The 23,941-nt window shown below is 68.5% G+C and carries 24 protein-coding genes and 1 pseudogene; 14 read left to right on the top strand and 11 right to left on the bottom strand.

All coding sequences use genetic code 11. The features are described 5' to 3' along the window. Both H7I57_RS16860 and H7I57_RS16855 read left to right on the top strand, forming a co-directional pair. A pseudogene (locus H7I57_RS16860) lies at positions 1–227 on the top strand (hypothetical protein); the annotation flags it as partial. A gap of 257 nt (positions 228–484) precedes the next feature. Then, positions 485–928 carry a universal stress protein gene (locus H7I57_RS16855; protein ID WP_264024789.1) on the top strand — a complete coding sequence of 148 codons (444 nt, stop codon included), beginning with the start codon at positions 485–487 and terminating at the stop codon, positions 926–928. A 60-nt stretch (positions 929–988) separates the two neighbouring features. On the opposite strand, the gene H7I57_RS16850 is transcribed toward H7I57_RS16855, so the two are convergent. Both H7I57_RS16850 and H7I57_RS16845 read right to left on the bottom strand, forming a co-directional pair. Further along, positions 989–1,873 carry a fructose bisphosphate aldolase gene (locus tag H7I57_RS16850; RefSeq protein ID WP_264024788.1) on the bottom strand — a complete coding sequence of 295 codons (885 nt, stop codon included), beginning with the start codon at positions 1,871–1,873 and terminating at the stop codon, positions 989–991. A gap of 22 nt (positions 1,874–1,895) precedes the next feature. Then, positions 1,896–2,573, bottom strand: coding sequence for an MBL fold metallo-hydrolase (locus tag H7I57_RS16845; protein WP_264024787.1), 678 nt, complete (start codon positions 2,571–2,573; stop codon positions 1,896–1,898). Between the two features lie 154 nt (positions 2,574–2,727). On the opposite strand from H7I57_RS16845, the gene uvrA reads away from it, so the two are divergent. After that, positions 2,728–5,634: an excinuclease ABC subunit UvrA gene (gene uvrA, locus H7I57_RS16840; protein WP_264024786.1), complete on the top strand. Its 2,907-nt coding sequence runs from the start codon at positions 2,728–2,730 to the stop codon at positions 5,632–5,634. Here the strand turns inward: uvrA and H7I57_RS16835 are convergent. After that, positions 5,631–6,794 (bottom strand): winged helix DNA-binding domain-containing protein, encoded by a 1,164-nt coding sequence (locus tag H7I57_RS16835; RefSeq protein ID WP_264024785.1) that lies wholly within the window; start codon positions 6,792–6,794, stop codon positions 5,631–5,633. The two genes, uvrA and H7I57_RS16835, sit on opposite strands and share 4 nt — an antisense overlap. A gap of 141 nt (positions 6,795–6,935) precedes the next feature. On the opposite strand from H7I57_RS16835, the gene H7I57_RS16830 reads away from it, so the two are divergent. The 3 genes from H7I57_RS16830 (at position 6,936) to H7I57_RS16820 (ending at position 10,348) form a co-directional block, all read left to right on the top strand. Beyond that, positions 6,936–7,427, top strand: a complete 492-nt coding sequence (locus H7I57_RS16830; RefSeq protein WP_264024792.1) for a lipoprotein LpqH — start codon at positions 6,936–6,938, stop codon at positions 7,425–7,427. Between the two features lie 63 nt (positions 7,428–7,490). Then, positions 7,491–9,131, top strand: coding sequence for a hypothetical protein (locus tag H7I57_RS16825; RefSeq protein ID WP_264024784.1), 1,641 nt, complete (start codon positions 7,491–7,493; stop codon positions 9,129–9,131). Continuing rightward, the gene (locus tag H7I57_RS16820) at positions 9,122–10,348 is read left to right on the top strand and encodes a CHAT domain-containing protein (RefSeq protein WP_264024783.1); all 1,227 of its coding nucleotides are present in this window, start codon (positions 9,122–9,124) and stop codon (positions 10,346–10,348) included. The genes H7I57_RS16825 and H7I57_RS16820 overlap by 10 nt, the downstream gene beginning before the upstream one ends. A 51-nt stretch (positions 10,349–10,399) precedes the next feature. Here the strand turns inward: H7I57_RS16820 and H7I57_RS16815 are convergent, their stop codons facing one another. Further along, on the bottom strand, positions 10,400–10,720 hold the full coding sequence (locus H7I57_RS16815; protein WP_264024782.1) for a hypothetical protein: 321 nt from the start codon (positions 10,718–10,720) through the stop codon (positions 10,400–10,402). A 55-nt stretch (positions 10,721–10,775) separates the two neighbouring features. Between H7I57_RS16815 and H7I57_RS16810 the strand changes: the two genes are divergently transcribed. Beyond that, positions 10,776–12,113: a hypothetical protein gene (locus H7I57_RS16810; RefSeq protein WP_264024781.1), complete on the top strand. Its 1,338-nt coding sequence runs from the start codon at positions 10,776–10,778 to the stop codon at positions 12,111–12,113. Next, positions 12,110–13,198, top strand: coding sequence for a hypothetical protein (locus H7I57_RS16805; protein WP_264024780.1), 1,089 nt, complete (start codon positions 12,110–12,112; stop codon positions 13,196–13,198). The genes H7I57_RS16810 and H7I57_RS16805 overlap by 4 nt, the downstream gene beginning before the upstream one ends. On the opposite strand, the gene H7I57_RS16800 is transcribed toward H7I57_RS16805, so the two are convergent. The 3 genes from H7I57_RS16800 to H7I57_RS16790 all read right to left on the bottom strand — a co-directional run bounded on the left by H7I57_RS16800 (position 13,192) and on the right by H7I57_RS16790 (position 17,262). After that, complete coding sequence (locus H7I57_RS16800) at positions 13,192–13,467, bottom strand: hypothetical protein (RefSeq protein WP_264024779.1); 276 nt, start codon at positions 13,465–13,467, stop codon at positions 13,192–13,194. The genes H7I57_RS16805 and H7I57_RS16800 overlap by 7 nt on opposite strands. A gap of 64 nt (positions 13,468–13,531) precedes the next feature. Continuing rightward, positions 13,532–16,840, bottom strand: a complete 3,309-nt coding sequence (gene lysX / locus H7I57_RS16795) for a bifunctional lysylphosphatidylglycerol synthetase/lysine--tRNA ligase LysX (RefSeq protein WP_264024778.1) — start codon at positions 16,838–16,840, stop codon at positions 13,532–13,534. A 62-nt stretch (positions 16,841–16,902) separates the two neighbouring features. Continuing rightward, on the bottom strand, positions 16,903–17,262 hold the full coding sequence (locus tag H7I57_RS16790; RefSeq protein ID WP_264024777.1) for a DUF1844 domain-containing protein: 360 nt from the start codon (positions 17,260–17,262) through the stop codon (positions 16,903–16,905). 185 nt (positions 17,263–17,447) lie between these two features. Between H7I57_RS16790 and infC the strand changes: the two genes are divergently transcribed. The 4 genes from infC to H7I57_RS16770 are packed head-to-tail and all read left to right on the top strand — an operon-like array spanning position 17,448 to position 19,540. After that, positions 17,448–18,113: a translation initiation factor IF-3 gene (infC, locus tag H7I57_RS16785; RefSeq protein WP_275081351.1), complete on the top strand. Its 666-nt coding sequence runs from the start codon at positions 17,448–17,450 to the stop codon at positions 18,111–18,113. Positions 18,114–18,119: 6 nt separating this feature from the next. Continuing rightward, positions 18,120–18,314, top strand: coding sequence for a 50S ribosomal protein L35 (gene rpmI / locus H7I57_RS16780; protein WP_137145251.1), 195 nt, complete (start codon positions 18,120–18,122; stop codon positions 18,312–18,314). Between the two features lie 60 nt (positions 18,315–18,374). Next, positions 18,375–18,764 carry a 50S ribosomal protein L20 gene (gene rplT / locus H7I57_RS16775; RefSeq protein ID WP_264024774.1) on the top strand — a complete coding sequence of 130 codons (390 nt, stop codon included), beginning with the start codon at positions 18,375–18,377 and terminating at the stop codon, positions 18,762–18,764. A 23-nt stretch (positions 18,765–18,787) separates the two neighbouring features. After that, positions 18,788–19,540, top strand: coding sequence for a TrmH family RNA methyltransferase (locus H7I57_RS16770; RefSeq protein WP_264024773.1), 753 nt, complete (start codon positions 18,788–18,790; stop codon positions 19,538–19,540). A 14-nt stretch (positions 19,541–19,554) separates the two neighbouring features. Here H7I57_RS16770 and H7I57_RS16765 read toward each other — a convergent pair whose 3' ends face one another. Together H7I57_RS16765 and H7I57_RS16760 are read right to left on the bottom strand one after the other, a co-directional pair. After that, positions 19,555–20,811 (bottom strand): acyl-CoA dehydrogenase family protein, encoded by a 1,257-nt coding sequence (locus H7I57_RS16765; RefSeq protein WP_264024772.1) that lies wholly within the window; start codon positions 20,809–20,811, stop codon positions 19,555–19,557. A gap of 4 nt (positions 20,812–20,815) precedes the next feature. Beyond that, positions 20,816–21,835 carry an oxygenase MpaB family protein gene (locus H7I57_RS16760; RefSeq protein WP_264024770.1) on the bottom strand — a complete coding sequence of 340 codons (1,020 nt, stop codon included), beginning with the start codon at positions 21,833–21,835 and terminating at the stop codon, positions 20,816–20,818. A 154-nt stretch (positions 21,836–21,989) separates the two neighbouring features. On the opposite strand from H7I57_RS16760, the gene H7I57_RS16755 reads away from it, so the two are divergent. Both H7I57_RS16755 and H7I57_RS16750 read left to right on the top strand, forming a co-directional pair. Beyond that, positions 21,990–22,859: an adenylate/guanylate cyclase domain-containing protein gene (locus H7I57_RS16755; protein ID WP_308204372.1), complete on the top strand. Its 870-nt coding sequence runs from the start codon at positions 21,990–21,992 to the stop codon at positions 22,857–22,859. Positions 22,860–23,054: 195 nt separating this feature from the next. Then, entirely contained in the window at positions 23,055–23,372 is a 318-nt protein-coding gene (locus H7I57_RS16750; RefSeq protein WP_264024768.1) for a hypothetical protein, read from the top strand. Positions 23,373–23,429: 57 nt separating this feature from the next. Here H7I57_RS16750 and H7I57_RS16745 read toward each other — a convergent pair whose 3' ends face one another. Further along, positions 23,430–23,597, bottom strand: coding sequence for a hypothetical protein (locus tag H7I57_RS16745; RefSeq protein WP_264024766.1), 168 nt, complete (start codon positions 23,595–23,597; stop codon positions 23,430–23,432). 23 nt (positions 23,598–23,620) lie between these two features. Further along, the gene (locus H7I57_RS16740) at positions 23,621–23,926 is read right to left on the bottom strand and encodes a hypothetical protein (RefSeq protein WP_264024765.1); all 306 of its coding nucleotides are present in this window, start codon (positions 23,924–23,926) and stop codon (positions 23,621–23,623) included. Positions 23,927–23,941 lie beyond the last annotated feature (15 nt).

Here is a 23,941-nt window from a genome sequence, read left to right as displayed (position 1 = left end):
TGGTCCCGGCCGTGCCGGCGGGTCCGCCGGTGCCCGCTGCACCGGCGGCCGCGCTCCCCGCGGTGCCCCTCGGCGATGCGCTGCCGGGGCTGCCACTGCTGCCCGCCACTTTGCCGGTCCCGCACGACCTCGTCTGCGAGGGCACCGCATGGTCGGCCGGCCAGTCCCCGGACGAATCGGGCGTACCGACCGCCTCGACCCGGCAGGATCGTCGCGACGAATGGTGATCTCCGGCACATCCGCCGTCGGCCCCGGGTCGTGAGCGGCGAGATTATCGTTGCTGCAGTGCGGAATTCACGACCCGAATCCGTTGCCCCGTGCCATCCTGTATGCACCGTCACGTCGCGGCGGGCAGGGTGACGTTGCCGGCGCGAGCGGGGCCGAATCCTGGGCGAATGCGATCCCGGTGTGGTGATTCGTACCCATGTTCTGCTGATGCCGGGTTACTGTCTGTGGCGTTGCAGCTGACACTGGGAGGATATGGATGAGCGCCTATCAAACCGTGGTGGTCGGTACGGACGGCTCTGATTCGTCGTTGCGTGCCGTCGACCGCGCCGGTCAGATCGCCGCCGGGGCCAACGCGAAGGTTATCGTTGCGACGGCCTACTTCCCGCAGAGCGAGGATCAGCGCGCCGCTGACGTGCTCAAGGACGAGGGCTACAAGATGTCGGGCAATGCCCCGATCTATGCGATCCTGCGCGAGGCACGGGACCGTGCGAAAGCCGCCGGAGCCGAGAACATCGAAGAGAAGGCCGTCGTCGGGGCACCCGTGGACGCGCTCGTCGAGCTCGCCGAGGAGGTGGGCGCGGACCTGCTGGTGGTGGGTAACGTCGGCCTGAGCACCATCGCCGGGCGGTTGCTCGGCTCGGTGCCCGCCAACGTCGCGCGTCGGTCCAAGATCGACGTGCTGATCGTGCACACTTCCTGACCGGAACCCACATCGGAACAACCCTGGGCCGGCGACCCGCCGACCCAGGGTTGCCGGGTGTCAGGTGTTGGAAGCCTTCGCGATGCTCGTGATCGCCGCGTCGAGCATGGCGTCGAACTCGTCGTCGCTCTGCTGAGCTGAGAGCCCCTCGGTGAGTGCGCGGGAGAAGCTGGCGATCACGCCGTGGTTTCTCGCGAGCTTGTCGCACGCCTCATCGCGGCTGTAGCCGCCGGACAGCGCCACCACGCGCAGCACCTTGGGGTGGTCGACGAGCTCGCGGTAGAGGTCGTCGACGTCGGGCAGGGTCAGCTTGAGCATGACGACCTGACCGTCGGCGAGGCTGTCCAGACCCTTGAGCAGCGCGGCCTTGAGCTGTTCTTCGGCCTTGCCCTTCTCCGGGCTGTGGATGTCGACCTCGGGCTCGATGATCGGTACCAGACCGGCGCCGATGATCTGGCGGCCGACCTCGAACTGCTGGTCGACGACGGCATCCAGGCCCGCACCGGGCATTTTGATGACCGAACGCATCTTCGTGCCGAAGACGCCCTTGTCGCGGGCGCGGGCCAGCAGGTCGTCGAGGTTCGGGATGGGCTTCATGACCTGGGCCCCGTCCTGCTCGTCGGCGAGGCCCTTGTCGACCTTGAGGAACGGAACGACCTGCTTGACGTTCCAGAGGTAGTCCGACGTGGGGCGACCGTCGATCTCACGGTCCATGGTGTCCTCGAACAGGATCGCCCCGAGGACGCGGTCGCCGTCGAAGCTCGGGCTGGTGATGATGCGGGTGCGCATCTGGTGAACCAGATCGAACATCTCCCCGTCGTCCGAGTAGGCGTCCTCGGCGATGCCGTACAGCTTCAACGCCTTGGGCGTGCTGCCGCCACTCTGATCCAGCGCCGCGATGAACCCGGCGCCGCGCTGCGCCTTGTTGAACTGATCGCTGTTCATGTTGTGTTCCGTGCCTCCTGTGTCACCATCCGCGCTCGCGCCATTCGCCCAGATGCGGGCGTTCGGCTCCCAGCGTCGTGTCGTCGCCGTGTCCTGGATACACGACTGTGTCATCTGCGAAGACGTCGAACACCCGACTGGTCACGTCGCCCAGGAGTTGCTCGAAGTCTCCGTCTTTCCAGGTCTTGCCGACGCCGCCGGGAAACAGGCAGTCGCCCGTGAACAGCTGCACCGCGTCACCGGCGGCCGGGCCGCGCAGTGCCAGCGCCACCGAGCCGGGGGTGTGGCCGCGCAGGTGAATGACGTCGAAGTCGAGGTCGCCGACGGTGACGGTGTCGCCGTCGGCCAGCAGGCGATCGGGGGTGACGGGCAGCGGCCCGGCGTCCAGCCGGTGCGCGGCGGTAGGGGCACCGGTGGCCTCGACGACCTCGGACAGCGCCATCCAGTGGTCCTGATGCTGGTGGCTGGTGACGATCAACGACAGCTTCGGTGCGTACTTCTCGATCAGCTCGAGCAGGATGGCCGGGTCGTTGGCGGCGTCGATGAGTAGGGTTTCGCCCGTGTGGGAACAGGTCACGAGGTAGGCGTTGTTGTCCATGGATCCGACCGACACCTTGACGATCGAGGCGCCGGGAAGGATGCGCCGGGCTGCAGTCCGGGGCTCGACGTGGCCCGTGTAGTTGTCGTCGACGACTGTCATGGTGACTCACGTTACTTCCCGCAGTCGAGCTGCCGACGAGGGCTTGGCCCAGCTTTGTCGGAGGGGCCACCTAGCATTGTGTCTGTGGTGCGTCTACCTGGATGCGTCGGGCACGGAACTGGGTATGCGCGAGTGATTGTGGGAAAGGACGGAGTTGGCTGACCGCCTGATCGTCAAGGGTGCCCGGGAGCACAATCTTCGCGGCGTCGACCTCGACCTACCGCGCGACGCGATGATCGTGTTCACCGGGCTCTCGGGCTCCGGCAAATCATCGTTGGCGTTCGACACGATCTTCGCCGAGGGGCAACGCCGCTACGTCGAGTCGCTGTCCGCGTACGCGCGGCAGTTCCTCGGCCAGATGGACAAGCCGGACGTCGACTTCATCGAGGGGCTCTCGCCCGCGGTGTCGATCGACCAGAAATCGACCAACCGCAACCCGCGCTCGACCGTCGGCACCATCACCGAGGTCTACGACTACCTGCGCCTGCTCTACGCCAGGGCGGGAACGCCGCACTGCCCGGTGTGCGGGGAGCGCATCGCCCGCCAGACGCCGCAGCAGATCGTCGACCAGGTCCTCGCCATGGACGAGGGGCTGCGCTTCCAGGTGCTCGCACCGGTGGTCCGCACCCGCAAGGGTGAGTTCGTGGACCTGTTCGACAAGCTCAACACCCAGGGTTACAGCAGGGTCCGCGTCGACGGCGTGGTGCATTCCCTGACCGACCCGCCGAAGCTGAAGAAGCAGGAGAAGCACGACATCGAGGTGGTCGTCGACCGCCTGACCGTCAAGGCCTCTGCCAAGCAGCGCCTCACCGACTCGGTGGAGACCGCGCTGAACCTGGCCGACGGCATCGTCGTGCTCGAGTTCGTCGACCGCGACGACGACCACCCCCACCGCGAGCAGAGGTTCTCCGAGAAGCTGGCCTGCCCGAACGGGCACCCGTTGGCCGTCGACGATCTCGAGCCCAGATCGTTCTCCTTCAACTCGCCCTACGGCGCGTGCCCTGAGTGCGTCGGCCTCGGCATCAAGAAGGAGGTCGACCCGGACCTCGTCGTGCCCGACCCCGACCTCACCCTGGCCGAGGGCGCCATCGCACCGTGGTCGATGGGGCACACCGCCGAGTACTTCACCCGGATGCTCTCCGGTCTCGGCGATCAGCTCGGTTTCGATGTCGACACCCCGTGGAAGAAGCTTCCCGCCAAGGCGCGCAAGGCGATCCTCGAGGGCTGCGACGAGCAGGTGCACGTGCGGTACAAGAACCGCTACGGCCGCACCCGGTCCTACTACGCGGACTTCGAGGGCGTCATGGCGTTCCTGCACCGCCGCATGGAACAGACCGACTCCGAACAGATGAAGGAACGTCTCGAAGGCTTCATGCGCGACGTGCCGTGCCCGGAATGCGACGGCACCCGCCTCAAGCCCGAGATCCTGGCGGTGACCATGACCGCGGGGAGTTTCGGCGCGAAGTCGATCGCGCAGGTCGCCGAGCTGTCGATCGCCGACTGCGCGAACTTCCTCAATGCGCTGACCCTGGGTACCAGGGAGGCCGCCATCGCCGGGCAGGTCCTCAAGGAGATCCAGTCCCGGTTGGGCTTCCTGCTCGATGTCGGCCTGGATTACCTGTCGCTGTCCAGGGCGGCGGGCACGTTGTCCGGCGGTGAGGCGCAACGCATCCGCCTGGCCACCCAGATCGGTTCCGGCCTGGTCGGGGTGCTCTATGTGCTCGACGAACCGTCCATCGGGCTCCATCAACGCGACAATCGCCGGTTGATCGACACCCTGGTGCGGCTGCGGGATCTCGGCAACACCCTGATCGTCGTCGAACACGATCTCGACACCATCGCCCACGCCGACTGGGTCGTCGACATCGGCCCGGCGGCCGGTGAGCACGGCGGTCAGATCGTCCACAGCGGTACCTACGAAGATTTGCTCACGAACCCGAATTCGATTACCGGGGCCTATCTTTCGGGCAAGGAGCAGATCGAGATCCCGGCGCTGCGGCGGCCCGCAGACCGCAAGCGCCAGCTCACCGTCGTCGGCGCGCGCGAGCACAACCTGCGCGAGATCGACGTGACCTTCCCGCTGGGCGTGCTCACCTCGGTGACCGGTGTGTCCGGCTCCGGAAAGTCCACGCTGGTCAACGACATCCTGGCCTCGGTGCTGGCCAACAAGCTCAACGGCGCCCGCCAGGTACCGGGACGGCACACCCGGGTGACCGGCCTGGACAAGGTCGACAAGCTGGTCCGCGTCGACCAGTCACCGATCGGCCGGACGCCGCGGTCCAACCCGGCGACCTACACCGGCGTCTTCGACAAGATCCGCACGCTGTTCGCGGCGACCACCGAGGCCAAGGTCCGCGGCTATCAGCCGGGCCGGTTCTCGTTCAACGTCAAGGGCGGGCGCTGCGAGGCCTGCTCGGGCGACGGCACCATCAAGATCGAGATGAACTTCCTGCCCGATGTGTATGTGCCGTGCGAGGTGTGCCAGGGCGCCCGGTACAACCGGGAGACCCTCGAGGTGCATTACAAGGGCAAGACCATCGCCGAGGTACTCGACATGTCCATCGAGGAGGCGGCCGAGTTCTTCGCGCCCATCACGTCCATCCACCGCTACCTGAAGACGTTGGTGGACGTCGGTCTCGGGTACGTGCGGCTGGGTCAGCCGGCGCCGACGCTGTCCGGGGGCGAGGCGCAGCGCGTGAAGCTGGCCTCCGAGTTGCAGAAGCGCTCGACCGGTCGCACGGTGTACATCCTGGACGAGCCGACCACCGGGCTGCACTTCGAGGACATCCGCAAGCTGTTGATGGTGATCAACGGCCTTGTCGACAAAGGCAATACGGTCATCGTGATCGAGCACAACCTCGACGTCATCAAGACGTCGGACTGGATCGTCGACATGGGTCCCGACGGAGGTTCGGGTGGCGGCACCGTGGTGGCGACGGGCACCCCGGAGGATGTCGCGGCCAACGTCGACAGCTACACCGGTCACTTCCTCGCCGAGGCGTTGGGCGTCGCGCGGCCGAAACCGGTCAAAGCTCGCAGCAGGCGCAAGGTCAGTGCCTAACCCCTGCTCAGTGGAGACGGAAACCGCGGACTGACGCGCACCCCGCCCAGCCATGCGGTGAGTTCCTCGGCGCGCGCCGACAACTCCTTGCGCGCCCGGCGGCCGACGCCTTCGAGGAGCAGCAGTTGAACTCGGCCGTCGGCGTCCTGGCGCCAGGCCCCCACGACGCGGCCGTCCACCCACACCGTCGGCCCCGCGTTGCCGTTGCGGTCGAAGACCTGACTGCGGTGCGGGCCGAGATACCAGTCGCGGTCGAACCACCCCATCGTCGTGACGTCCAGGCCGGGCAGCAGCGCGCACCAGGGTGCCACCTCCGGTTCAGGCTCGTCGTCACCGGGCAGCACGAATCCGGTCGCGCCGTCGATGTCCACCTCGACGGCCCGGATGTCGCGCAGCGCCTGGCGCGCCCAGTTCAGCGTGTTGCCGAACCACCACTTGATGTCGGTGACCGTGGCAGGGCCGAAGGCGTGCAACCATCGGCGGACCAGGTCGGCACGCGCAACGTCGGGCGCCACGGCGGTCGCAGGACCCAGCCAGTCGGCGGCCGGCACCCAGCGGGGTCGCGACGTGGTCCACCCGCCGTCGTTCGGGCCGCGGACGATCTCGCCGCGTGCCGACAGCAGCGTCAACACCCGCGGCGCCAGATGGCCCTCGCCACCCCATGTCTTACCCGGCGCCGGGTCGTACGTCCCGGTCAGTTCGGGCAGTGCCTCGCGTAACTGCCTGGCCGAGCGCCCTCCGGTGCGTCCCAGGTGGTCGACGACGGCCGAGCAGGCGGTTTGCAGCCACGCGTGCCCGTCGGCGGCCACCCCCGCGCGCTCGGCGTCGGCGACGAGGCGGCGGTGCTCGTTGGCCGCGACCCTGTCGCTGGCGGCCGACTGGATCGACGGCAGGTCCTCGGGACGCACGACCCACAGGGTGCGCCGCATCGCGAGGTGCTTGACCAGCGTGCGGTCCTCGTACAGCGCGGCCTGGACGTCGGGAACCGAGCAGCCGGGGATCCGGGCCCACAGCGACAGATACGGCGTCGCCGGGTCGGTGGCGTGCAGGCCGACCAGTGATCCGGCCAGCGCCGCCGGCGAGGCGGGCGGGGCACCGGCCGCCAGGTGATGACGCCTGGCCAGCCGGGCCCGCCGCTCGTCCACCGTGAAAGACCTCATCGTCGACGAACCGTACCGGCGGACACCGACACCGGCGCGAAATTGGGATCGGTAGCGGTCACGTTGATCTTGACTTCACCTCGACGACGCCACCGAGGCGAAGCACGAACGAAGGGAAACACCGTGGAGGGAATGATGGCGATGAAGCGAGTTGCCGCAGGCGTGATCACGCTGGCCGCGGGTACCGCGATGCTGGTGGGTTGCTCGGACGACAAGGCCACGACGTCCGAGAGCACGGCCGCGGAGAGCGCACAGACCTCCGCGGTCGACGCCGGTGCACAGACCGAGGTCAAGGTCGACGGCGCCGATCTGGCGGGTCTCGACCTGAACTCGGTGACCTGCGTCAAACAGGGCGGCAAGATCAACGTCGCCAGCGGCGCGATCGGTGGCCAGCAGGGGCTCGGCATCGTCATGACCGACGAGGCGACGCCGGTGGTCGAGTCGCTGGGCATGGTGGTCGACGGCAACGCCCTCGCGGTCGCCAACGCGATGGGCGCCAAGAGCGGGTCGGCCGAGGTCACGGTCGACGGCGAAAGCTACACGATCACCGGCGAAGCCGTCGGCGCCGACATGGCCAATCCGATGGCGGGGATGATCACCAAGCCGTTCACCGTCACGGTGACCTGCAGCTGACCGCTCCTGCCCGGGGAAGCGGCGGGCGTTCCGAACACGTCCGCCGCTTCCTATGATTCAGCGGTGACCCCCTCCGACGTCGAGCGGGACCTCGAGCGGGCCCGCCACCTGGCCTTCGCTGCCGACGAGGAAGCAGCGAAGGACCTGCTGCTGTCGTTGATGCCGGCCATCGAGGAGACCGATCGCGACGATCTGATGCTCGAGGTCTACGCCCAGCTGGGCGAGATCTACCTGGTCCGCACTGCCTACGACGGGGTGACGGAATGCCTGAAACGCATGAACGACTGCCTGACGATCTACTCGCAGATCCGGGCGGGAGCACGGCCCGACGCCGCCGATCAGGTCACGATGCCCGACGAGGCGGTGGACGCCATGATCTGCCGTTACACGCGCCGCGCGCAGTTTCTGCAGACCGGGTTGGCCGCGACGCACGGCGAGCACGAGTCCGCCGAGGGGTGGCTCCGATTGCTCGGTCAGGACGCCGGCGTGTTCTCTGACCTCGACGCAGAGCACGCCTACCTGGTGACCCACGCACAGATCCTGTGCGCGGTGGCACTGTGCGATGACGACCTGCATGTGCAGTCGATCCCGCTGTGGGAGAAGGTCTTCGACGCCCTCGACGGGCCAGGGGACGGCAGCGAGTTCGACGACACCCTCAGGGTGCTCGCCGGCACCGGCTACGGCCGGTTCTGCGTCGACACCGGACGCCTGACCGAGGCCGAACCCTGGCTGCGCCGTGCCGGGGCCAGGGCACAGGCGCGGGACTGGCACCTGGCGACCGCCCGAACACAATTGGAGCGGGCCACCGCGGCGTGGGTGGCCGGTGACCGGCGGCTGGCACAGGATCTGGTCCACGGCGCGTATCCGGCGATCGCCGAGCACGCCCGCGCGCACGACGTCTCACGGTGTTGGTTGCTGTTCGGTCTGCTCGGCATCTCGGTCGGTGCGCTCGATGACGCCGACGAGCGCCTCGGTCACGCTGAACGGCACTGGCGTGAGCTGGGCCGGCCGCTGCACATCCACCGAATCCTGTTGCAGCGCAGCTGGGTCGACATCCTGCGCGAAGACTTCGGTGCCGCCGCCGAACGTGTCACGGCCGCGCGTGCCTTGCTCGACGACTGGCCGCGGCACAGCTGGCTGCAGTACGCCAGGCTCGACGATCACCTCGGGTCGCTCCTCCGTGCGCAAGCCGTGTCCGATCCCGATACGGCCGAGGAGAAGTTGGCGCGGGCCTGCGAGCTCAAGGTGCCTGCCGCGCTGGCCGTGGACTCGGTCCGATACGCACTCGGTGACGCCGACGCCCGGATGCGCTGGGCCACTCATGTGTCGGCTCGCATGCTGGCCGGCGCCTTCGCGGTGGCCTGGGAGTGGGGGAACACCTCATTGGTGAGCGAGTTGATCGAATACCACTGCGCGCGAGGCACCTTCAGTGTGCCCGAAACGTCCGCGCCCGCGGACTGGGCAGACACCGCGACCGCCGCGGTTCCCGTCGACGACACCGGCGAGTACGCGCTGGTGGCCTCCGGACCCGGGCCAGGTGCCGGCGCCGCGGGCACCGGGCCGTTGACGAAGCTGGGTGCACTCCCGCCGCTGCGGATGGATCCCGGGTCAGAGCCGATCCTGGTGCGATACCGGGAGTTGGCGTTCCAGCGTTATGGCCGTCAGGTGACCGCCGCCGACCCGGAGTGGTCGACATGGCCGTGAACCCGCCGAACCCCACCTTGGTGCTGCGTTATGCCGACGTCGGCGTCGCCACCTACGCCAGCCTGCGGGTGGTCGGACAACCGTCCGCGACGGTCACCTGGGTGATCGAGGAGTCCGCGCTCAGGACAGTGGGGGACCTGCTGACCGACGCCTTACCGGAACCGCGGCCGCCGGAGAGTCCCCGTGAGGCGATCGAACGTGCCGTTGCCAGAGGCTCTTTGGCAACCCCGGCGGCGGAGAAGGAACTGGCCGCCGTTCTCGGTGAACACCTCATCGCTCCCGCGGCGTGGCAGCTCATCGCCGAACACGCGTCCCGGTCACTGCCCACGCTGTTCGTGGCGCCCACCGCGAGACTGGCCACGGCGCCCTGGTCGTTGTTGGCCTCGAACGCCACGCCCGACGGCCGTGGACCGCGGCTGATCGAAGTCGCCGACATCCTGATGGCCGCGCCGCCCAACATCGCGAACTCGCCTCGGCGCCCACCGCGGTCAGATGATCGAGGTGAGGGTCCACCGTTGCTGATCCTCGATCCGCGGGTGCCTGGGCAGCTCCCGGACTCGCCGCTCGGTTCGGTGCTGGGCAGACCCGACGCCGACGGCCCACTGGCCCGCCACTTCGCCGCGCTGATGGAACGATGCGCCGTGCTCCCCGGCGTGAACACCGCGGTGGCGTTGTTCCGCAACGCCGAGGCCGACCGCGCCTGGCTCGCCGAGCAGCTCGATCTGCAGCCGAGCAGGTTGTTGTTCGTCGGGCATGCCACCGCCGCCGACGGCGATGTCGGACACGCCGACCGCGCGGCAGTGCACCTGGCCGAACCGCGGCCGCTGACCGCCGCAGACATGATGACGGCGCGGTTGCCCATTCCGCCCCGGGCCGCGCTGCTGGCCTGCGCATCGGGGGGTGATTACCGGTTCGATGAAGCCACCGGGCTGGTCGCCGCGCTGATCCTCGGCGGCGCGGTGCTGGTGACGGCCACGCTGTGGTCACTGCCCACCACCGCCGGATACCGTCAGTTCTGCGGTACTGCAGGCGAATTCGCCGACCCGATGGGCGAGGTCGTCGTCGCGGTCGACACCGCCCATCAGGCCGAGCACGCCGGCCGTGCGGTGAACTCCTGGCAGCGGCGGCAGCTGGACCGGTGGCGTGCCGGAGAGGTCACGGCGAGCCCGCTGTACTGGGCGGCGCTGACCACCTACGCGGTGGATGGGGCGCGATGACCACCGGGCGAGCGGAGCGACGGGGGGACAATCCCGGGATCCATGCGACGCTCACCCCCGCGGCACGTACACGGCCACCGCGGTCTCATCGCCGGGGCGGTAGCACATGTCGATGATGCTGCCGGGGGTGAACCTGTCCAGGGCCGACCGGGGGATGAGCGTGGTCTCCCTGGCCGGGAACTGGCCGCCCTCAGGGCGGCTCACCATGACGTCCAGCTCGACCTCATGGCAGTCCGCGTCGACCGCACCGGTCGACCGCGCCGCGACCACGACACCGCGCGACCTCACCACGGTGCCCGTCGGAACGAGCAGGACTGCCGCGGTGCCGACGAGCAGAAAACCGAAGAACACGAGTGGTAACACGCTGGGCATGCCGTCAGCCTCGGTGAGCCACCCGGCTACCGAACCCAACTTCTATTCTGTTCCGATGAGCGCCGGCCCCGAGGTAGCCGTTGCCGTGCGGCAGCCACGTCGTGCGGTGATCGAACGGGCGTGGCGTCGCATCGGCCCCGGCGTCGAGGTGCTCAGTGCCGACGACGGGGGCCCACTGAGCCGGACCGTCAAGAGGATCATCGACCCGCTGGTGCTGCGGCTCCGTGCCAACACGAAGTACTCGGCCCCTCTGGTGACCGCGGACGTCGCCGCGGAGATGCATCAGGTGATCGTCGGGCAGGCCGCGACGCTGCGCGCCACCGCCGAGTGGTTCGACCTCCTGAAACGGGAGCGACGCCGACTCCGGATCACCACCGGAAACGCCCAGGAGCTCTATTTCCCGGTCTGCTTCGAGCTCGCGGTCGGCAGGGGCGCGCCCGCTCACGAGGACCGCGAGGCGGCCGAACGGCACCTGCGAGACATCCACTCCGACCGCGACCGCACCGCGATCGAGGTGCTCAATCAGCACGTCGGCGACGGTGCGGTGGTCGCGGCGCTGTCGGCGCAACTCGTTCGCAGCTGGCGCGATGTGCGGGCCGGCGACCAGATCACCGGTCCGTTCCTGGCGGGCCTGAGCACCGTGCTGGGACGGGCCGACGGTCACAATGCCGCCGCGGCCCGCCAGCGGGTGTGGTCGGCGCTGGTGGCGGACGCGACGCCGTACAACCTCGGCGCCGCCGCCCACCGTGACTGCTCGACGCTGCCGTGGTCGATCGTCGATCTCGGTCTGAGTTCCGTTGAGCCGCAGTCGACTCCGTCGGTCACGGGCGGTGACGGCGACCGGCCGCTTGACCGCAGCGTGGTCGATCGGGTCCGCGCGACCATGCGCCGGGCGATGGATCGCGACGAGCTTCCCGACGTGCCGCTGTTGTGCGCCGAAGAGGTCGATCGATGCTGTGCGCCATGGGGTCTGCTGGCCGAGGACAAGCAGGCGACGCTGATCGCCGGGATCGAGGTCTCCGCCGATTTGGCGCCGCTCGACGAGTCGGCGCAGCCCCGCCATGATCTGTCGGGCCAGATCCAGGCCAGGCTGCGCAAGGAGGCCTACGTGCTGCACGCCCGGCGGTATCTGGTCGCAGGTGTGCCGGTGCATCCGCGCCAGCAGCACGTGATCGACGACCTCGCGGCCTTCCACAAGCCCTACCTCAATCGGTTGTGGGCACGCCTGCACGGCCGCGACGTCTGGCAGGAACCGTGCACCGACGTCGACGACGTCCGTGCGGTGCTCGCGGGCGTGGCCCGATCCGTGAGCCTGGACCACCGTCAGCGCATCAAGTCGATGCTGGAACTGCAGGTGGTGCGGACGCGGGGAGCAGGAGGGCCCTGGGGATGAGATTCATGGGTGTTGCCGGCCTGTGGACCACCGGCCCGGCGCCGGAGGCGGTGCCGCTGACGGCGGTGCTGGAGGTCTGCGGCGCGGTGCTGTCGTGGACGGTTGACGACCCGGCAGCCCGGGTCCAGATTGCGTTCACCGAACCCGCACGGGCCGAATGGCTTTGGCGACTCGTCGGGGAGCGCGGGCACAGCTCGATCGTCGAAGCCCTCGAGGCCGGTCTCCCGGCGGGGGAGCGAGAGGTCGCAGGCGTCGACTTCGCGGCCGACACGCTTGCCCCGTTGCGACGGCTGGCGCTCGGCCAGTGGATGCGGCGGTGGTGGCCGGCGAGCAGGCGCGACGGCATCGCCGAACTGGACAGTGCGCTGCTCGACGGTGAGATCGCCCTGCTCACCGCCGCGGCCGAGGACTTCTTCGGAGACGGCACGTTCGATTCGGACGTGGCAGGGCTGCTCCGTCCGCACACCCAGGCGCTCAGCGCCTTTGCGCGGCTGGGGGATCCGCGTGTAGTGCACATCGTGCAGGCGTGCGCGGAGTTGGCCGAGGACATCGGGGTGGCATTTGCGGAATCCACGGCAGTCGCCGCGCCGGGGCGCCGTGCCGACTACGCACTGGCTGCGGGGCCCGGAACGGCCGGGCGGGGCGGGGCGATCGCCTCGGGGGTGGGGTCGGTCAACTGGGGCGCGGTGCCGCAGGGCGTCTTCGACGCGGCCGAGGACACCGTCGGCTGGCGCATCGAGGCCGACGGCGCGGGGGTCGGCGCGGTGGTGCACACCGAATTGGCCGGCTCCGGTTCGCCGGAAGGAGTCGAGGTGCGGTTCAGGTCGGGTGCGATCACCGGGGAGGGCAGGCTGGACGCGACGGGAAGCGCGACGCTGTCGCTGTTCGACGAAGAAGACCATCCGGTGCCGGAAACTGCTGCCTGGAACCATGATTGGCGCGGCACCGAGGTGACCGTCGGCGTGGAGGTCGACGAGTCGGCTCAAGTGCGGGACCGGGTGCGCGCTCTTGTGCGGGCCCGGCTGCGGCGCCCGGGCGACGACGCCTTCCTCGCGGAGTTGCTCGCCGCCGAGTCCGACTACTGAGCGTCGTCCTCTGCGTGCATGGACTGGCGGATCTGCGCCAGCCGGTCGGCCGCGGCCTTCTGCCGGGCGGCGTACTGTTCCTCGGCGCTGCGGCCTTCCGGGGTCTCGGCGGCGAGTTCCGCCGACCCGATGGACGTCGTATAGCGCGTCTCGATCTTCTCGCGGACCGACTCGAAGGTCGGCACTCCGCTGCCGGTGTAGCCGGTGTCGACGGGTTCGGCGGCTGGCAGCGGCGTGACGTCTGCCTCGGTGCTGGGTTCGTCCGGCATACCGACCACGCTACCTCCCGGGACCACCGCGCCGCGGTGGAGATGACCGGCCGGCAGGTGGTTGCTACCGCGGTTTGGCCAGCGGGAAGGGCAGGGTCTCGCGGATGCTGCGGCCGGTGATGAGCATGACCACGCGGTCCACCCCCATGCCGAGACCGCCCGTCGGCGGCATGGCGTACTCCATGGCCTGCAGGAAGTCCTCGTCGAGTTCCATCGCCTCGGGGTCGCCGCCGGAGGCGAGCAGCGACTGCTCCTGCAGTCGGCGGCGCTGTTCGACGGGATCGGTGAGTTCGCTGTAGGCGGTGCCGAGTTCGACGCCCCAGGCGACGAGATCCCAGCGCTCGGCGATCCCGGGGATACTGCGGTGAGGCCGGGTCAACGGCGACACCGACGTCGGGAAGTCCTTGTAAAACGTGGGTTCGGTCGTCTGATCCTCGACGAGGCGTTCGTAGAGTTCGAGCACGACCGCCCCCGCGTCCCAGTGGGTGAGGTAGGGGATGCCCGCGGCGTCGCACAGCCGGCGAAGGGTGGGTAGATCGGTCTCCGGCGCGATCGATTCGCCGAGGGCCGCGGACACCGCACCGTGCACGGTCTCGACCCGCCACTGCCCGGAGATGTCCACGGGCTGCAGGACGCCGTCCTCGCGGGGGCGCAGGAACACCTGTGCGCCGTTGGCGGCCTGGGCGGCGTTCTGGATCAGCTCGCGGCAGCCGTCGATCCACACGTTGTAGTCGGCGTGCGCCTGGTAGGCCTCCAGCAGCGTGAACTCCGGGTTGTGGCTGAAGTCGACGCCCTCGTTGCGGAAGGCTCGTCCCAGCTCGAAGACCCGCTCGACGCCACCGACGCACAACCGCTTGAGATACAGCTCGGGAGCGATGCGCAGATACAGGTCGAGGTCGTAGGCGTTGATGTGGGTCAGGAAGGGCCTGGCGTTGGCGCCGCCGTGGATCTGCTGCAGGATCGGTGTCTCGACTTCCAGGAATCCTTTGGCGACAAGGGTTTCCCGGATCGCGTGCAGGACGCCGCTGCGCGCCTTGATCAGATCGCGCGCCTCGGTGTTGATCGCCAGGTCGACGTAGCGGGCCCGCACCCGCGCCTCCTGGTCGGTCAGCCCCTTCCACTTGTCGGGCAGGGGCCGCAGGCACTTGCCGATGAGTCGCCACCGGGTCACCATCACCGACCAGGCGCCGGACCGGCTGCGCCCCATGGCTCCCGTCACCTCGACGAGATCGCCGAGATCGATCGTGCGGGTGAAGTCGGCGGTTCCGGCGTCACCGAGCATCGCGTTGTCGAGCAACAGCTGAGTCTCGCCGGACCAGTCGCGCAGTTGGGCGAAAAGCACACCGCCGTAGTCACGCACCCGCAGCACCCTGCCGGCGACCGACACCTCGGTGCCGTCCGCCGCGGCCAGCGCCTGCGCGACGGTGTGGCTGGGCGGGTTGCCAACCGGGTAGGCGTCGACGCCGTCGTTCTGCAGCGCCTTGAGTTTGGCCATCCGGACCCGGACCTGTTCGGGCAGCCGGGGCAGATCGTCGTCGTATGGCAGATCGGGCGCAAGGCTCTCATCGGGGGTGGTTCCGTCGGAGTGCAGCAGTCCCGTCGCCATCAGGGTTCCCGGCGCATTGATGTGGTGGCCGGTGTGGGGTTGCTCGTGGCGCCGCGAAAACGGAAGCACCAGAAAGCCTTCGGCGATCACCGAGGCCACGCCGACACGCGGGACCAGCCTCGCGTCCTCATAGCAGGCGAAGCGCGGCACCCACTCGGGCCGGTACTTCATGTTCGACCGGTACAGCGTCTCCAGCTGCCACCAGCGGGAGAAGAAGACCAGAAGCCAGCGCCACAACCTGGCCACCGGCCCGGCTCCCAGTTGAGCGCCCTGCTCGAACGCCGAGCGGAACATCGCGAAGTTCAAGGAGACGCGCGTCAGCCCGATGTCCTCGGACTGCATGCACAGTTCGCTGACCATCAATTCGATGGTGCCGTTGGGCGATTGCGGCGAACGGCGCATCAGGTCCAGCGACACCCCGTTGGTACCCCACGGCACCAACGACAGCATCGCGACGACCTGCTGCCCGTCCCCTTGCACCGCCTCGACCAGAAGGCAGTCGCCGTCCGCGGGGTCACCGAGCCTGCCGAGCGCCATCGAGAAGCCGCGTTCGTCGTCGGTGTCGCGCCACGCGTCGGCCCGCGTGACCACCTGGGCCATCTCGTCGCTGCCGATGTCGCGGTGTCTGCGGATCCGCACGGAGGCCCCGGCGCGCCTGGCTCGGGTCACGGCCTGACGCACTGCCCGCATGTCGGGGCCGGAGAGCCGGAAATCGTCCGGGTGAAGGATCGCCTCGTCACCGAGCTGCAGCGCATTGAGGCCGGCCCCACGGAAGGCCTGCGCGGCCGTCGAGCTGGCGCCCATCACCCCCGGAGCCCAGCCGTAGGTCTGGCACAGCCCCAGCCAGGCTTCGATCGCCTGTGGCCATGCCTTCGGATCGCCGACCGGGTCACCGCTGGCCAGGCACACCCCGACTTCGACGCGGTAGGTGATGGCCGCGCGACCGTTCGGGGCGAACACCACGGCCTTGTCGCGGCGGGTGGCGAAGTAGCCCAGAGAGTCGTTCTTGCCGTAGAGCTCGAGCAGGCCGCGCAGCGCCGATTCGTCCTCCCCGGTGAGCGCGTTGTCGGCACGCTGTGACTGGAACAGCACGATCGCCGCTGCCATCAGGGCCAGCGCGCCGAACAGGCCGAGCAGCGCGTTGACGAACACATGCGGATGGCCGCTGAACGAATCGGCGTCGGCGCCGGCGAAGGCGCTCACCCGGTTCAGCGCGTACCAGAACCGGTCGGGACGGGCCAGGCTGCCGGGGAAGAACTCCAGCAGCGCCCACCCGATCAACGTGCCGATACCCATCGCGGCGACGAGCACGCCTGCGGCCTTGAGCAGGGCACCCCGGCGCACCCTCGCCCAGAACTCTTTGCGGGCCGGCAGCAGGAACGCGATCGCCGCGAGGTGGAAGGCCAGGCCGATCCACTCGCCGATGTCCTGCATCCAGGATTCGCTGCCACTGAGCAGATCGCCGACGTTCCAGCCGACCGCGGCGACCATGTAGAACACCAGGATCCACCAGGCGATGCGTTTGCGCGCAGCCAGCGCGGCAGCCAGCAGTGCCAGCACGAAGGCCCACGCGAAGCTCGTGTCCGGGAAGTTGAACAGGTAGTCGTTGACGAACTCCCGAGGAACCCTGATGAGCGACCGGATCAGCGGGGAGACGCTGGCCAGCAGCGACAACGTCGCGATGACGCCCACCACCCAACCGGCCGCCGCGGGCACCCAGCGGAAACTGGAGGTCGGACGCGTCCGCGCCGGGGTCGTCAGGGTCATAGGCCGCGAGGATATTCGCTCGTGCTGCGACCCGTGCGGATGTTCGGCCACGCCGAGTGGCGCTACCAGACCGGGCCGGTGTACTTCTCTCCCGGACCGTGACCGGACTCCTCGGGTGCGGCGCTGGATTCGCGGAATGCCAACTGCAGCGTTTTGAGGCCGTCGCGTACCGGCCCCGCGTGCGGGCCCAGGTACTCGGCCGATGCGGTGACCAGTCCGGCCAGCGCGGTGATCAATCGGCGGGCTTCGTCGAGGTCACGGTGCGGGCTGTCGTCGGGATCCGCCGCCGAAAGGCCGAGCTTCTCGGCGGCCGCACTCATCAGCATCACCGCGGCGCGGGTGATCACCTCGACCGCGGGGATGTCGGCGAGGTCGCGCTCCGGTGGGTAGGCCTCTGCAGCGCGTGTTGGATCATCGGTCATGGCTGCTAGACTGGCATGCGCGACCGTCCCGGCTGACGCCAGGGACAGCAAGTGGAGTCCCACTCCCACCGCTGGCCACCGATTCACTCGAAGGTACAGCGGTCCGGTCACAGGCATCGTTGATGTCTGTCCTGGTCGGCATTGGGCCCTGCTTTGAGCAGGGCTTATCTGTTCTTCGGGGCAGATTGCCGTCGGCGTGGGGGACTCCTGAGGACAACATAGGAGGCCCCATCAGCACTGAGACCCGCGTCAACGAGCGCATTCGCGTACCTGAAGTTCGCCTGATCGGACCGGGCGGTGAGCAGGTAGGCATCGTGCGCATCGAAGATGCACTCCGCGTCGCCGCGGATGCCGATCTCGATCTCGTCGAAGTAGCCCCGGACGCCAAGCCGCCGGTGTGCAAAATCATGGACTACGGCAAGTTCAAGTACGAGACGGCCCAGAAGGCGCGCGAGTCTCGCAAGAACCAGCAGCAGACCGTCGTCAAGGAACAGAAGCTGCGTCCCAAGATCGACCCGCACGACTACGAGACCAAGAAGGGTCACGTGATCCGCTTCCTGGAGGCAGGGTCGAAGGTCAAGGTGACGATCATGTTCCGCGGGCGTGAGCAGTCGCGTCCCGAACTGGGTTACCGACTCCTGCAGCGCCTGGGCGCCGACGTCGCCGACTACGGCTTCGTCGAGACGTCCGCGAAGCAGGACGGCCGCAACATGACGATGGTGCTGGCGCCGCACCGCGGTGCGAAGACTCGCGCGAAGGCGGCGCAGGACGCCGATGCACCGGCCGCCGCTCGACGGCCCGCCGCGGAAGCGCAGCCCACCGACAACCCTGACACCACCCAGCAGAACTGAGGAACCATGCCCAAGGCGAAGACACATAGCGGCGCTTCGAAGCGTTTCCGTCGTACCGGAACAGGCAAGATCGTGCGCCAGAAGGCCGGCCGGCGCCACCTGCTCGAGCACAAGGCGAGCAAGCGCACCCGGCGGCTCGACGGCCGCACCGAGGTGGCCGCCAACGACAAGAAGCGCATCGCGAAGCTGCTCAACGGCTGACATTTTGGGCGCCCGTGGCGCCCGAGCCTGAACCTGACCCGAACGAGATAGGAAACACCCATGGCACGCGTGAAGCGCGCAGTCAACGCGCAGAAGAAGCGGCGCACCATCCTCAAGGCCTCCAAGGGATACCGCGGCCAGCGGTCCCGGCTCTACCGCAAGGCCAAAGAGCAGCAGCTGCATTCGCTGACCTACGCCTACCGTGACCGCAAGGCGCGCAAGGGCGACTTCCGCAAGTTGTGGATCACTCGCATCAACGCCGCGGCCCGCGCCAACGGCATCACCTACAACCGGCTGATCCAGGGCCTCAAGGCCGCCGGGGTCGAGGTCGACCGCAAGAACCTGGCCGAGCTCGCCGTCAGCGATGCGGCCGCGTTCACCGCGCTGGTCGAGGTCGCCAAGGCCGCTCTGCCCGAGGATGTCAACGCACCCTCCGGAGAGGCTGCCTGACGCTCACCGAGCGCTCCAACCGGGTGGCTGCCGCGATCAAGCTGCACCGCCATTCCGGACGCACCCGCGCCGCACGTTTTCTCGCCGAGGGGCCTAACCTCGTCGGGGCCGCGTTGCGGCGCGGTGTCGTGTCGGAGGTCTTCGCGACCGAGAGCGCAGCGGCGCGGTTCGCGGACCTGCTGGTGGGAGCCGAGGTCCAGTTGGTCACCGAACGTGCCGCAAAAGCATTGTCGGACACGGTGACTCCGGTGGGCCTCGTCGCGGTGTGCTCGGTCGACGACACCACTCTCGGTGACGTCCTCGACGGTGCGGCGACGTTGGTGGCGGTGCCTGTGGGCGTCTCCGAGCCCGGCAATGCCGGCACCCTGATCCGGGTCGCCGACGCGATGGGGGCCGATGCGGTGGTGTTCGCGGGGCACAGCGTGGACCCCTACAACGGAAAGTGCCTGCGCGCGTCGGCGGGCAGCATCTTCTCGATCCCGGTGGTCAGCGATCCCGATGCGCTGGGGGTCGTGAGCCGACTCGAGGACGCCGGACTGCAGGTGCTGGCGACCGTGCTCGACGGCGAGATCAGCCTCGACGACGCCGAACTCGTGTCGCCGACGGCGTGGCTGTTCGGCCCCGAGGCGCACGGCCTGCCGCCGGAGGTGGCCGCGCGTGCCACGACGCGAGTACGGATTCCGATGGAAGGCGACGCCGAAAGCCTGAACGTCGCATCCGCCGCGGCGATCTGCCTCTACGAGAGTTCACGGGCCCAGCGCAGAGCCAGGGCCTAGTTGCTCGGCACGCCCTAACCGCCGAGCAGACCCCGGGCGACGTGGGTGATCTGAACCTCGTTGCTTCCCGCGTAGATCATCAGCGACTTGGCGTCGCGGGCGAGTTGCTCGACCCGGTACTCGGTCATGTAGCCGTTGCCCCCGAACACCTGCACGGCCTCCATCGCGACGTCGGTCGCGGCCTGCGAGCAGTACCACTTGATCGCCGACGCCTCCGCCAGGGAGATGGGTGTGCCCGTCTCCGCCGCCTCGATCACCCGGAACAGCATGTTGCGCACGTTCATTCGCGCCACCTCCATCGTGGCGAGCTTCAGTTGGATCAGCTGGAACTGGCCGATCTCCTTGCCCCACAGCGTGCGACTCCTGGCGTAGTCGACGCACAGACGCAGGCATTCCTCGATCACGCCGAGGGCCATGGCCGCGACGCCGATACGTTCGGCGGAGAAGTTGGAACGGGCACTGTCACGGCCGGAGTCGCCTGCACCATCTCCCTCGGTCTCGCCGAGCAACCGGTCACGCCCGAGTCGGACGTCGTTGAAGAACAGCTCTCCGGTACGGGATGAGTGAATGCCCATCTTGCGGAACGGCTTCGACTGAACAAAGCCGTCCATGCCGCGGTCGAGCACGAAGGTCAGGACCTTGCGGTCCCGCGGATTCGCCGGGGCGGCACCAGGCGCATCGTCGTTGAGCTTGGCGTACACCACGACGACGTCGGCGTCCGGACCGTTGGTGATGAACGTCTTCTGGCCGTTGAGGATGTAGTCGTCCCCGTCACGCACCACATAGGACTTCATGCCCCCGAACGCGTCGGAGCCCGAGTCGGGTTCGGTGATCGCCCAGGCGCCGACCTTGTCGTAGGTCACCAGATCGGGAAGCCAGCGTTCCTGCTGGGCCAGGGTGCCGCGGCTCATGATCGTCGGCACGGTGAGCCCCAGGCTGACGCCCATCCCGGTGACGACGCCCATCGACACCCGGCACAGCTCGCTGACGACCACGAACCCCATGCCCGGAGCACCGCCGCCGCCGAACATGCCGCCCGAGGACGGTTTCTGCTGCGACGAGGCGTCGCCGTCGCGCAGCCGGGCCAATCGTTTGGTCAGCGAGTCGCGCGCCATGTCGGCGATGCCGAACGTCGAGAACAGCTTGCGGATGATGGGGTAGGGCTCCATCTCGCCGCTCTCCAGCGCGTCGACGTGCGGGCGCACCTCCTTGTCGACGAACTCCCGCACGGCGTCGCGCACGGCGATATCGACGTCAGACCATTCGAGCATGCCTTCAGGCTGCCTTACCGCGGCCGCGCGCGGGGCGCATACCCGCCAGAGAGAAGGTCGTGTGCACCAGCGAACCGACTCGGTCGAGCAGCGATTTGTTCGGTGGCACGTAGTGCATCGGTTTGTCCCGGCGATCACGTGGGGGGGCGGTGAAGGCCGGAGCCTCCACCAGTGGAGCATCGGCGGGGAGGCGGCCCTGCGCGCGGCGGTACGCGGCGACTGCCCGCGGATGGAGCCTGACTTCGTCGGGCACGGCCACGAAGGCCAGTTCGACCATCTTGCCGAACAGGCGGAGCAGGACCTCGTCACCGGGCGTCCACCGCATGCCGGCCCGCTCCCGCACCACCGGGTCGAAAAGTCCTGCGGCAATCCATCGTTGTGCGCCGACCATCGGTCTGAACATCTGATCCCACACCGGCGTCGGCATCAACACGAACCACGGCTTCGGGATGCGGATCGAGAAGATGTCCAGCGTCGCGCGGTTGATCTCGAGTTCGTCGCGGCACTTGCGGTCCCAGTACTCGCAGAACGCCTCCCACGAGTCGGGAACCGGCCGCATGCTCATCCCGTACATCCGGTACCACTGGACGTGCTCGTCGAAGAGTTGGCGTTTCTCGGCCTCGGTCAGCCCGCCGCAGAAGTACTCGGCTGTCTTGATGATCAACATGAAGAACGTCGCGTGCGCCCAGTAGAACGTCTCGGGATTCAGGGCGTGGTAGCGCCTGCCGTCGGCGTCGACGCCCTTGATGGTCTGGTGGTAGCTGCGGATCTGCGCCCCGGTATCGGCCGCTCGGTCCCCGTCGTAGACGACGCCCATGATCGGGTACACCGAACGGGCCACTCGCTGCAACGGCTCACGCAACAGGATCGAATGGTCCTCGACGCCGGCGCCGAGTTCCGGATACATGTTCTGGATCGCGCCGATCCACACTCCGAGCATGCCCGTGCGCACGTCCCCGAAGTACTTCCACGTCAGTGAATCAGGGCCGAGAGGATTGTCGTTCGCCGCTGTTGCCATCGCCATTGATCGCACCGTCCCACGATAGGCTTTGACAACACTCGTTGTCTATGGTTCGGGCAGCGCGCCGCAGCAGTGTTACGCAGCCTCAACCGCAGTGCCACACGGCCGTGACCTGCCTGTTTACCCGCCGGTTCGCGCTCTGATTAGGCTGAGGTCCGTGGACGACGACCCGCCGGACGAGCGAGGAGGCGGTCAGTCCTCACGGCCGCTGGGCTGGCTGAAGGATGTCAACCACAGCGCCAACGTCATTTCGTTCCTACGGCGCGCGCGCCGCGCGCTGCCCGGCGACCCCGAGTTCGGCGATCCGCTGTCCGTCGACGGGGTGGGTGGACCCCGGGCGGCCGCCCGGGCCGCCGACCGCATCCTGGAGCGCAATGCGGTGTCCCGCGAGGTCAGCCTGGGCGCCCTGCAGGTCTGGCAGGCACTGACCGAACGGGTCTCCGGTCGGCCCGCCAACGCCGAGGCGACACTTGTGTTCACAGATCTGGTCGGGTTCTCGGCGTTCTCGCTGAGCGCCGGTGACGACGCGACGCTGCGGTTGCTGCGCCGGGTCTCCCAAGTCGTCGAACCCCCGCTGCTCGAATCCGGCGGTCACATCGTCAAGCGGATGGGCGACGGGATCATGGCGGTGTTCGCCGATCCGGCGACGGCGGTGCGCGCGGCGATCACCGCCCGCGAGGACCTCAAGTCCGTTGAGGTGGAAGGCTATACGCCACGGATGCGGGTCGGCATCCACACCGGCCATCCGCAGCGACTCGGCTCGGATTGGCTCGGTATCGACGTGAACCTCGCGGCGCGGGTGATGGAACGTGCGACCAGAGGTGAGCTGATCGTCTCGCAGGCGACCCTGGAGCGGATTCCCCCGGAGGAGTTCGACAGCCTCGGCGTGACCGCGAAGAAACTCCGCAGGCAGGTCTTCGCGCCCAAGCAGGAGGGTGTGCCCCCGGACTTCACGATGTACCGGTTGCGAACTCGCAGGCAGGCAGCTGAGGATCCGGACGACGGTGAGGCACTGACCGGCGGATAGTCACCGACGGTCACGACGCCGCGCGTCTGCGGCTGCACAGTTATCCACCTTCGATTGCTGGTTCGACCACATACGTTGTCACCTAAGGGTGCACGCCGTACTGCTGCCAATGCTGAGCAAACGAAGGATCGTGAATCCGGTTCGGGCTACAGTCGGGGAAGGGTCGGGGGGGAGCTAACAAGTGAGGGGATTCGCATGATTCGTGCTCTTGTCACAACAGCGGCCGCCGCGGCAGCCGTCGGAGCCATTTTCGCTGCGCCGATGGCTGCGGCCGCGCCCAACGAGAACGGCACCAGCCACGCCGACGAGCGGGCCCAGACGGGGTTGAGCCGCGCCGCCGCCGGTGGCGCGAACGGCGGCCAGGGAAGCGGCGGGGTCGCAGGAGCAGCGGGCAACGGTCCCGGACCGGTGCTCTCCGCAGTTCAGGTGTCTGCGCCGTCGCAGGCACAGGACGGACTCGGCGAGGCGATCTGCGTGGTGGCAGAAATCTGTGAGGAGGAAGCCACCCCCTGACGTCTCTGGATAAGAGAAAGGCCGCCCCGGTGGGGCGGCCTTTTTCGGGGCGGGGCGCTACTTGACGTCGAGGTAGATGACGTGGCCGACGTTCTGGCGAATCTTGTCGTCGCCCTGGGCGTCCCAGACGTACTCGCGGATCGGGTTGCCCTGGCGGACGGAGACGACGGTGGCGTCGCTCAGTGCCGTGCCGCTCTGGCGGTTGACGATGACCCGGGGGTTCACCGGGACTGCGATGAGAGCGACGCTCAGCCCGCGATCGGGGGCAGCACGGGAACAACCGGGCCGAGCACCGGCGGGGGCGGCGGCGCCACGATGGGCGGTCGCACCGGCAGCGTGGGTAGGCCGGCCTTCGGTGCCTCCGGAAGCAGCACCGCACCCTCGGCGGGCGGGGCAGCGCAGGTGAGTCCGTTCCACACACCACCGGAGCGGTGGCAGCAGTACCGATCGTTTTCCTCTTCCTGCGCAATGGGATCGCTCCCGGGCGGCACCCCTCCGGTCTGCCGCATGCAGTAGTCGTACTCCTCGACGTCCCACACGGGTGCTGCTGTCACGATCCCTGGGCATGC

This window comes from Mycolicibacterium pyrenivorans (genome assembly GCF_025821625.1).
Taxonomy (GTDB): domain Bacteria; phylum Actinomycetota; class Actinomycetes; order Mycobacteriales; family Mycobacteriaceae; genus Mycobacterium; species Mycobacterium pyrenivorans.
This window is presented reverse-complemented; position numbering and strand designations above follow the sequence as displayed.

Coding starts and splice junctions, on each gene's coding strand:
- H7I57_RS16855 (WP_264024789.1), top strand. CDS start 485: ATGAGCGCCTATCAAACCGTGGTGGTCGGTACGGACGGCTCTGATTCG.
- H7I57_RS16850 (WP_264024788.1), bottom strand. CDS start 1,873: ATGAACAGCGATCAGTTCAACAAGGCGCAGCGCGGCGCCGGGTTCATC.
- H7I57_RS16845 (WP_264024787.1), bottom strand. CDS start 2,573: ATGACAGTCGTCGACGACAACTACACGGGCCACGTCGAGCCCCGGACT.
- H7I57_RS16835 (WP_264024785.1), bottom strand. CDS start 6,794: ATGAGGTCTTTCACGGTGGACGAGCGGCGGGCCCGGCTGGCCAGGCGT.
- H7I57_RS16830 (WP_264024792.1), top strand. CDS start 6,936: ATGAAGCGAGTTGCCGCAGGCGTGATCACGCTGGCCGCGGGTACCGCG.
- H7I57_RS16820 (WP_264024783.1), top strand. CDS start 9,122: ATGGCCGTGAACCCGCCGAACCCCACCTTGGTGCTGCGTTATGCCGAC.
- H7I57_RS16815 (WP_264024782.1), bottom strand. CDS start 10,720: ATGCCCAGCGTGTTACCACTCGTGTTCTTCGGTTTTCTGCTCGTCGGC.
- H7I57_RS16810 (WP_264024781.1), top strand. CDS start 10,776: ATGAGCGCCGGCCCCGAGGTAGCCGTTGCCGTGCGGCAGCCACGTCGT.
- H7I57_RS16805 (WP_264024780.1), top strand. CDS start 12,110: ATGAGATTCATGGGTGTTGCCGGCCTGTGGACCACCGGCCCGGCGCCG.
- H7I57_RS16800 (WP_264024779.1), bottom strand. CDS start 13,467: ATGCCGGACGAACCCAGCACCGAGGCAGACGTCACGCCGCTGCCAGCC.
- lysX (WP_264024778.1), bottom strand. CDS start 16,840: ATGACCCTGACGACCCCGGCGCGGACGCGTCCGACCTCCAGTTTCCGC.
- H7I57_RS16790 (WP_264024777.1), bottom strand. CDS start 17,262: ATGACCGATGATCCAACACGCGCTGCAGAGGCCTACCCACCGGAGCGC.
- rpmI (WP_137145251.1), top strand. CDS start 18,120: ATGCCCAAGGCGAAGACACATAGCGGCGCTTCGAAGCGTTTCCGTCGT.
- rplT (WP_264024774.1), top strand. CDS start 18,375: ATGGCACGCGTGAAGCGCGCAGTCAACGCGCAGAAGAAGCGGCGCACC.
- H7I57_RS16765 (WP_264024772.1), bottom strand. CDS start 20,811: ATGCTCGAATGGTCTGACGTCGATATCGCCGTGCGCGACGCCGTGCGG.
- H7I57_RS16760 (WP_264024770.1), bottom strand. CDS start 21,835: ATGGCGATGGCAACAGCGGCGAACGACAATCCTCTCGGCCCTGATTCA.
- H7I57_RS16750 (WP_264024768.1), top strand. CDS start 23,055: ATGATTCGTGCTCTTGTCACAACAGCGGCCGCCGCGGCAGCCGTCGGA.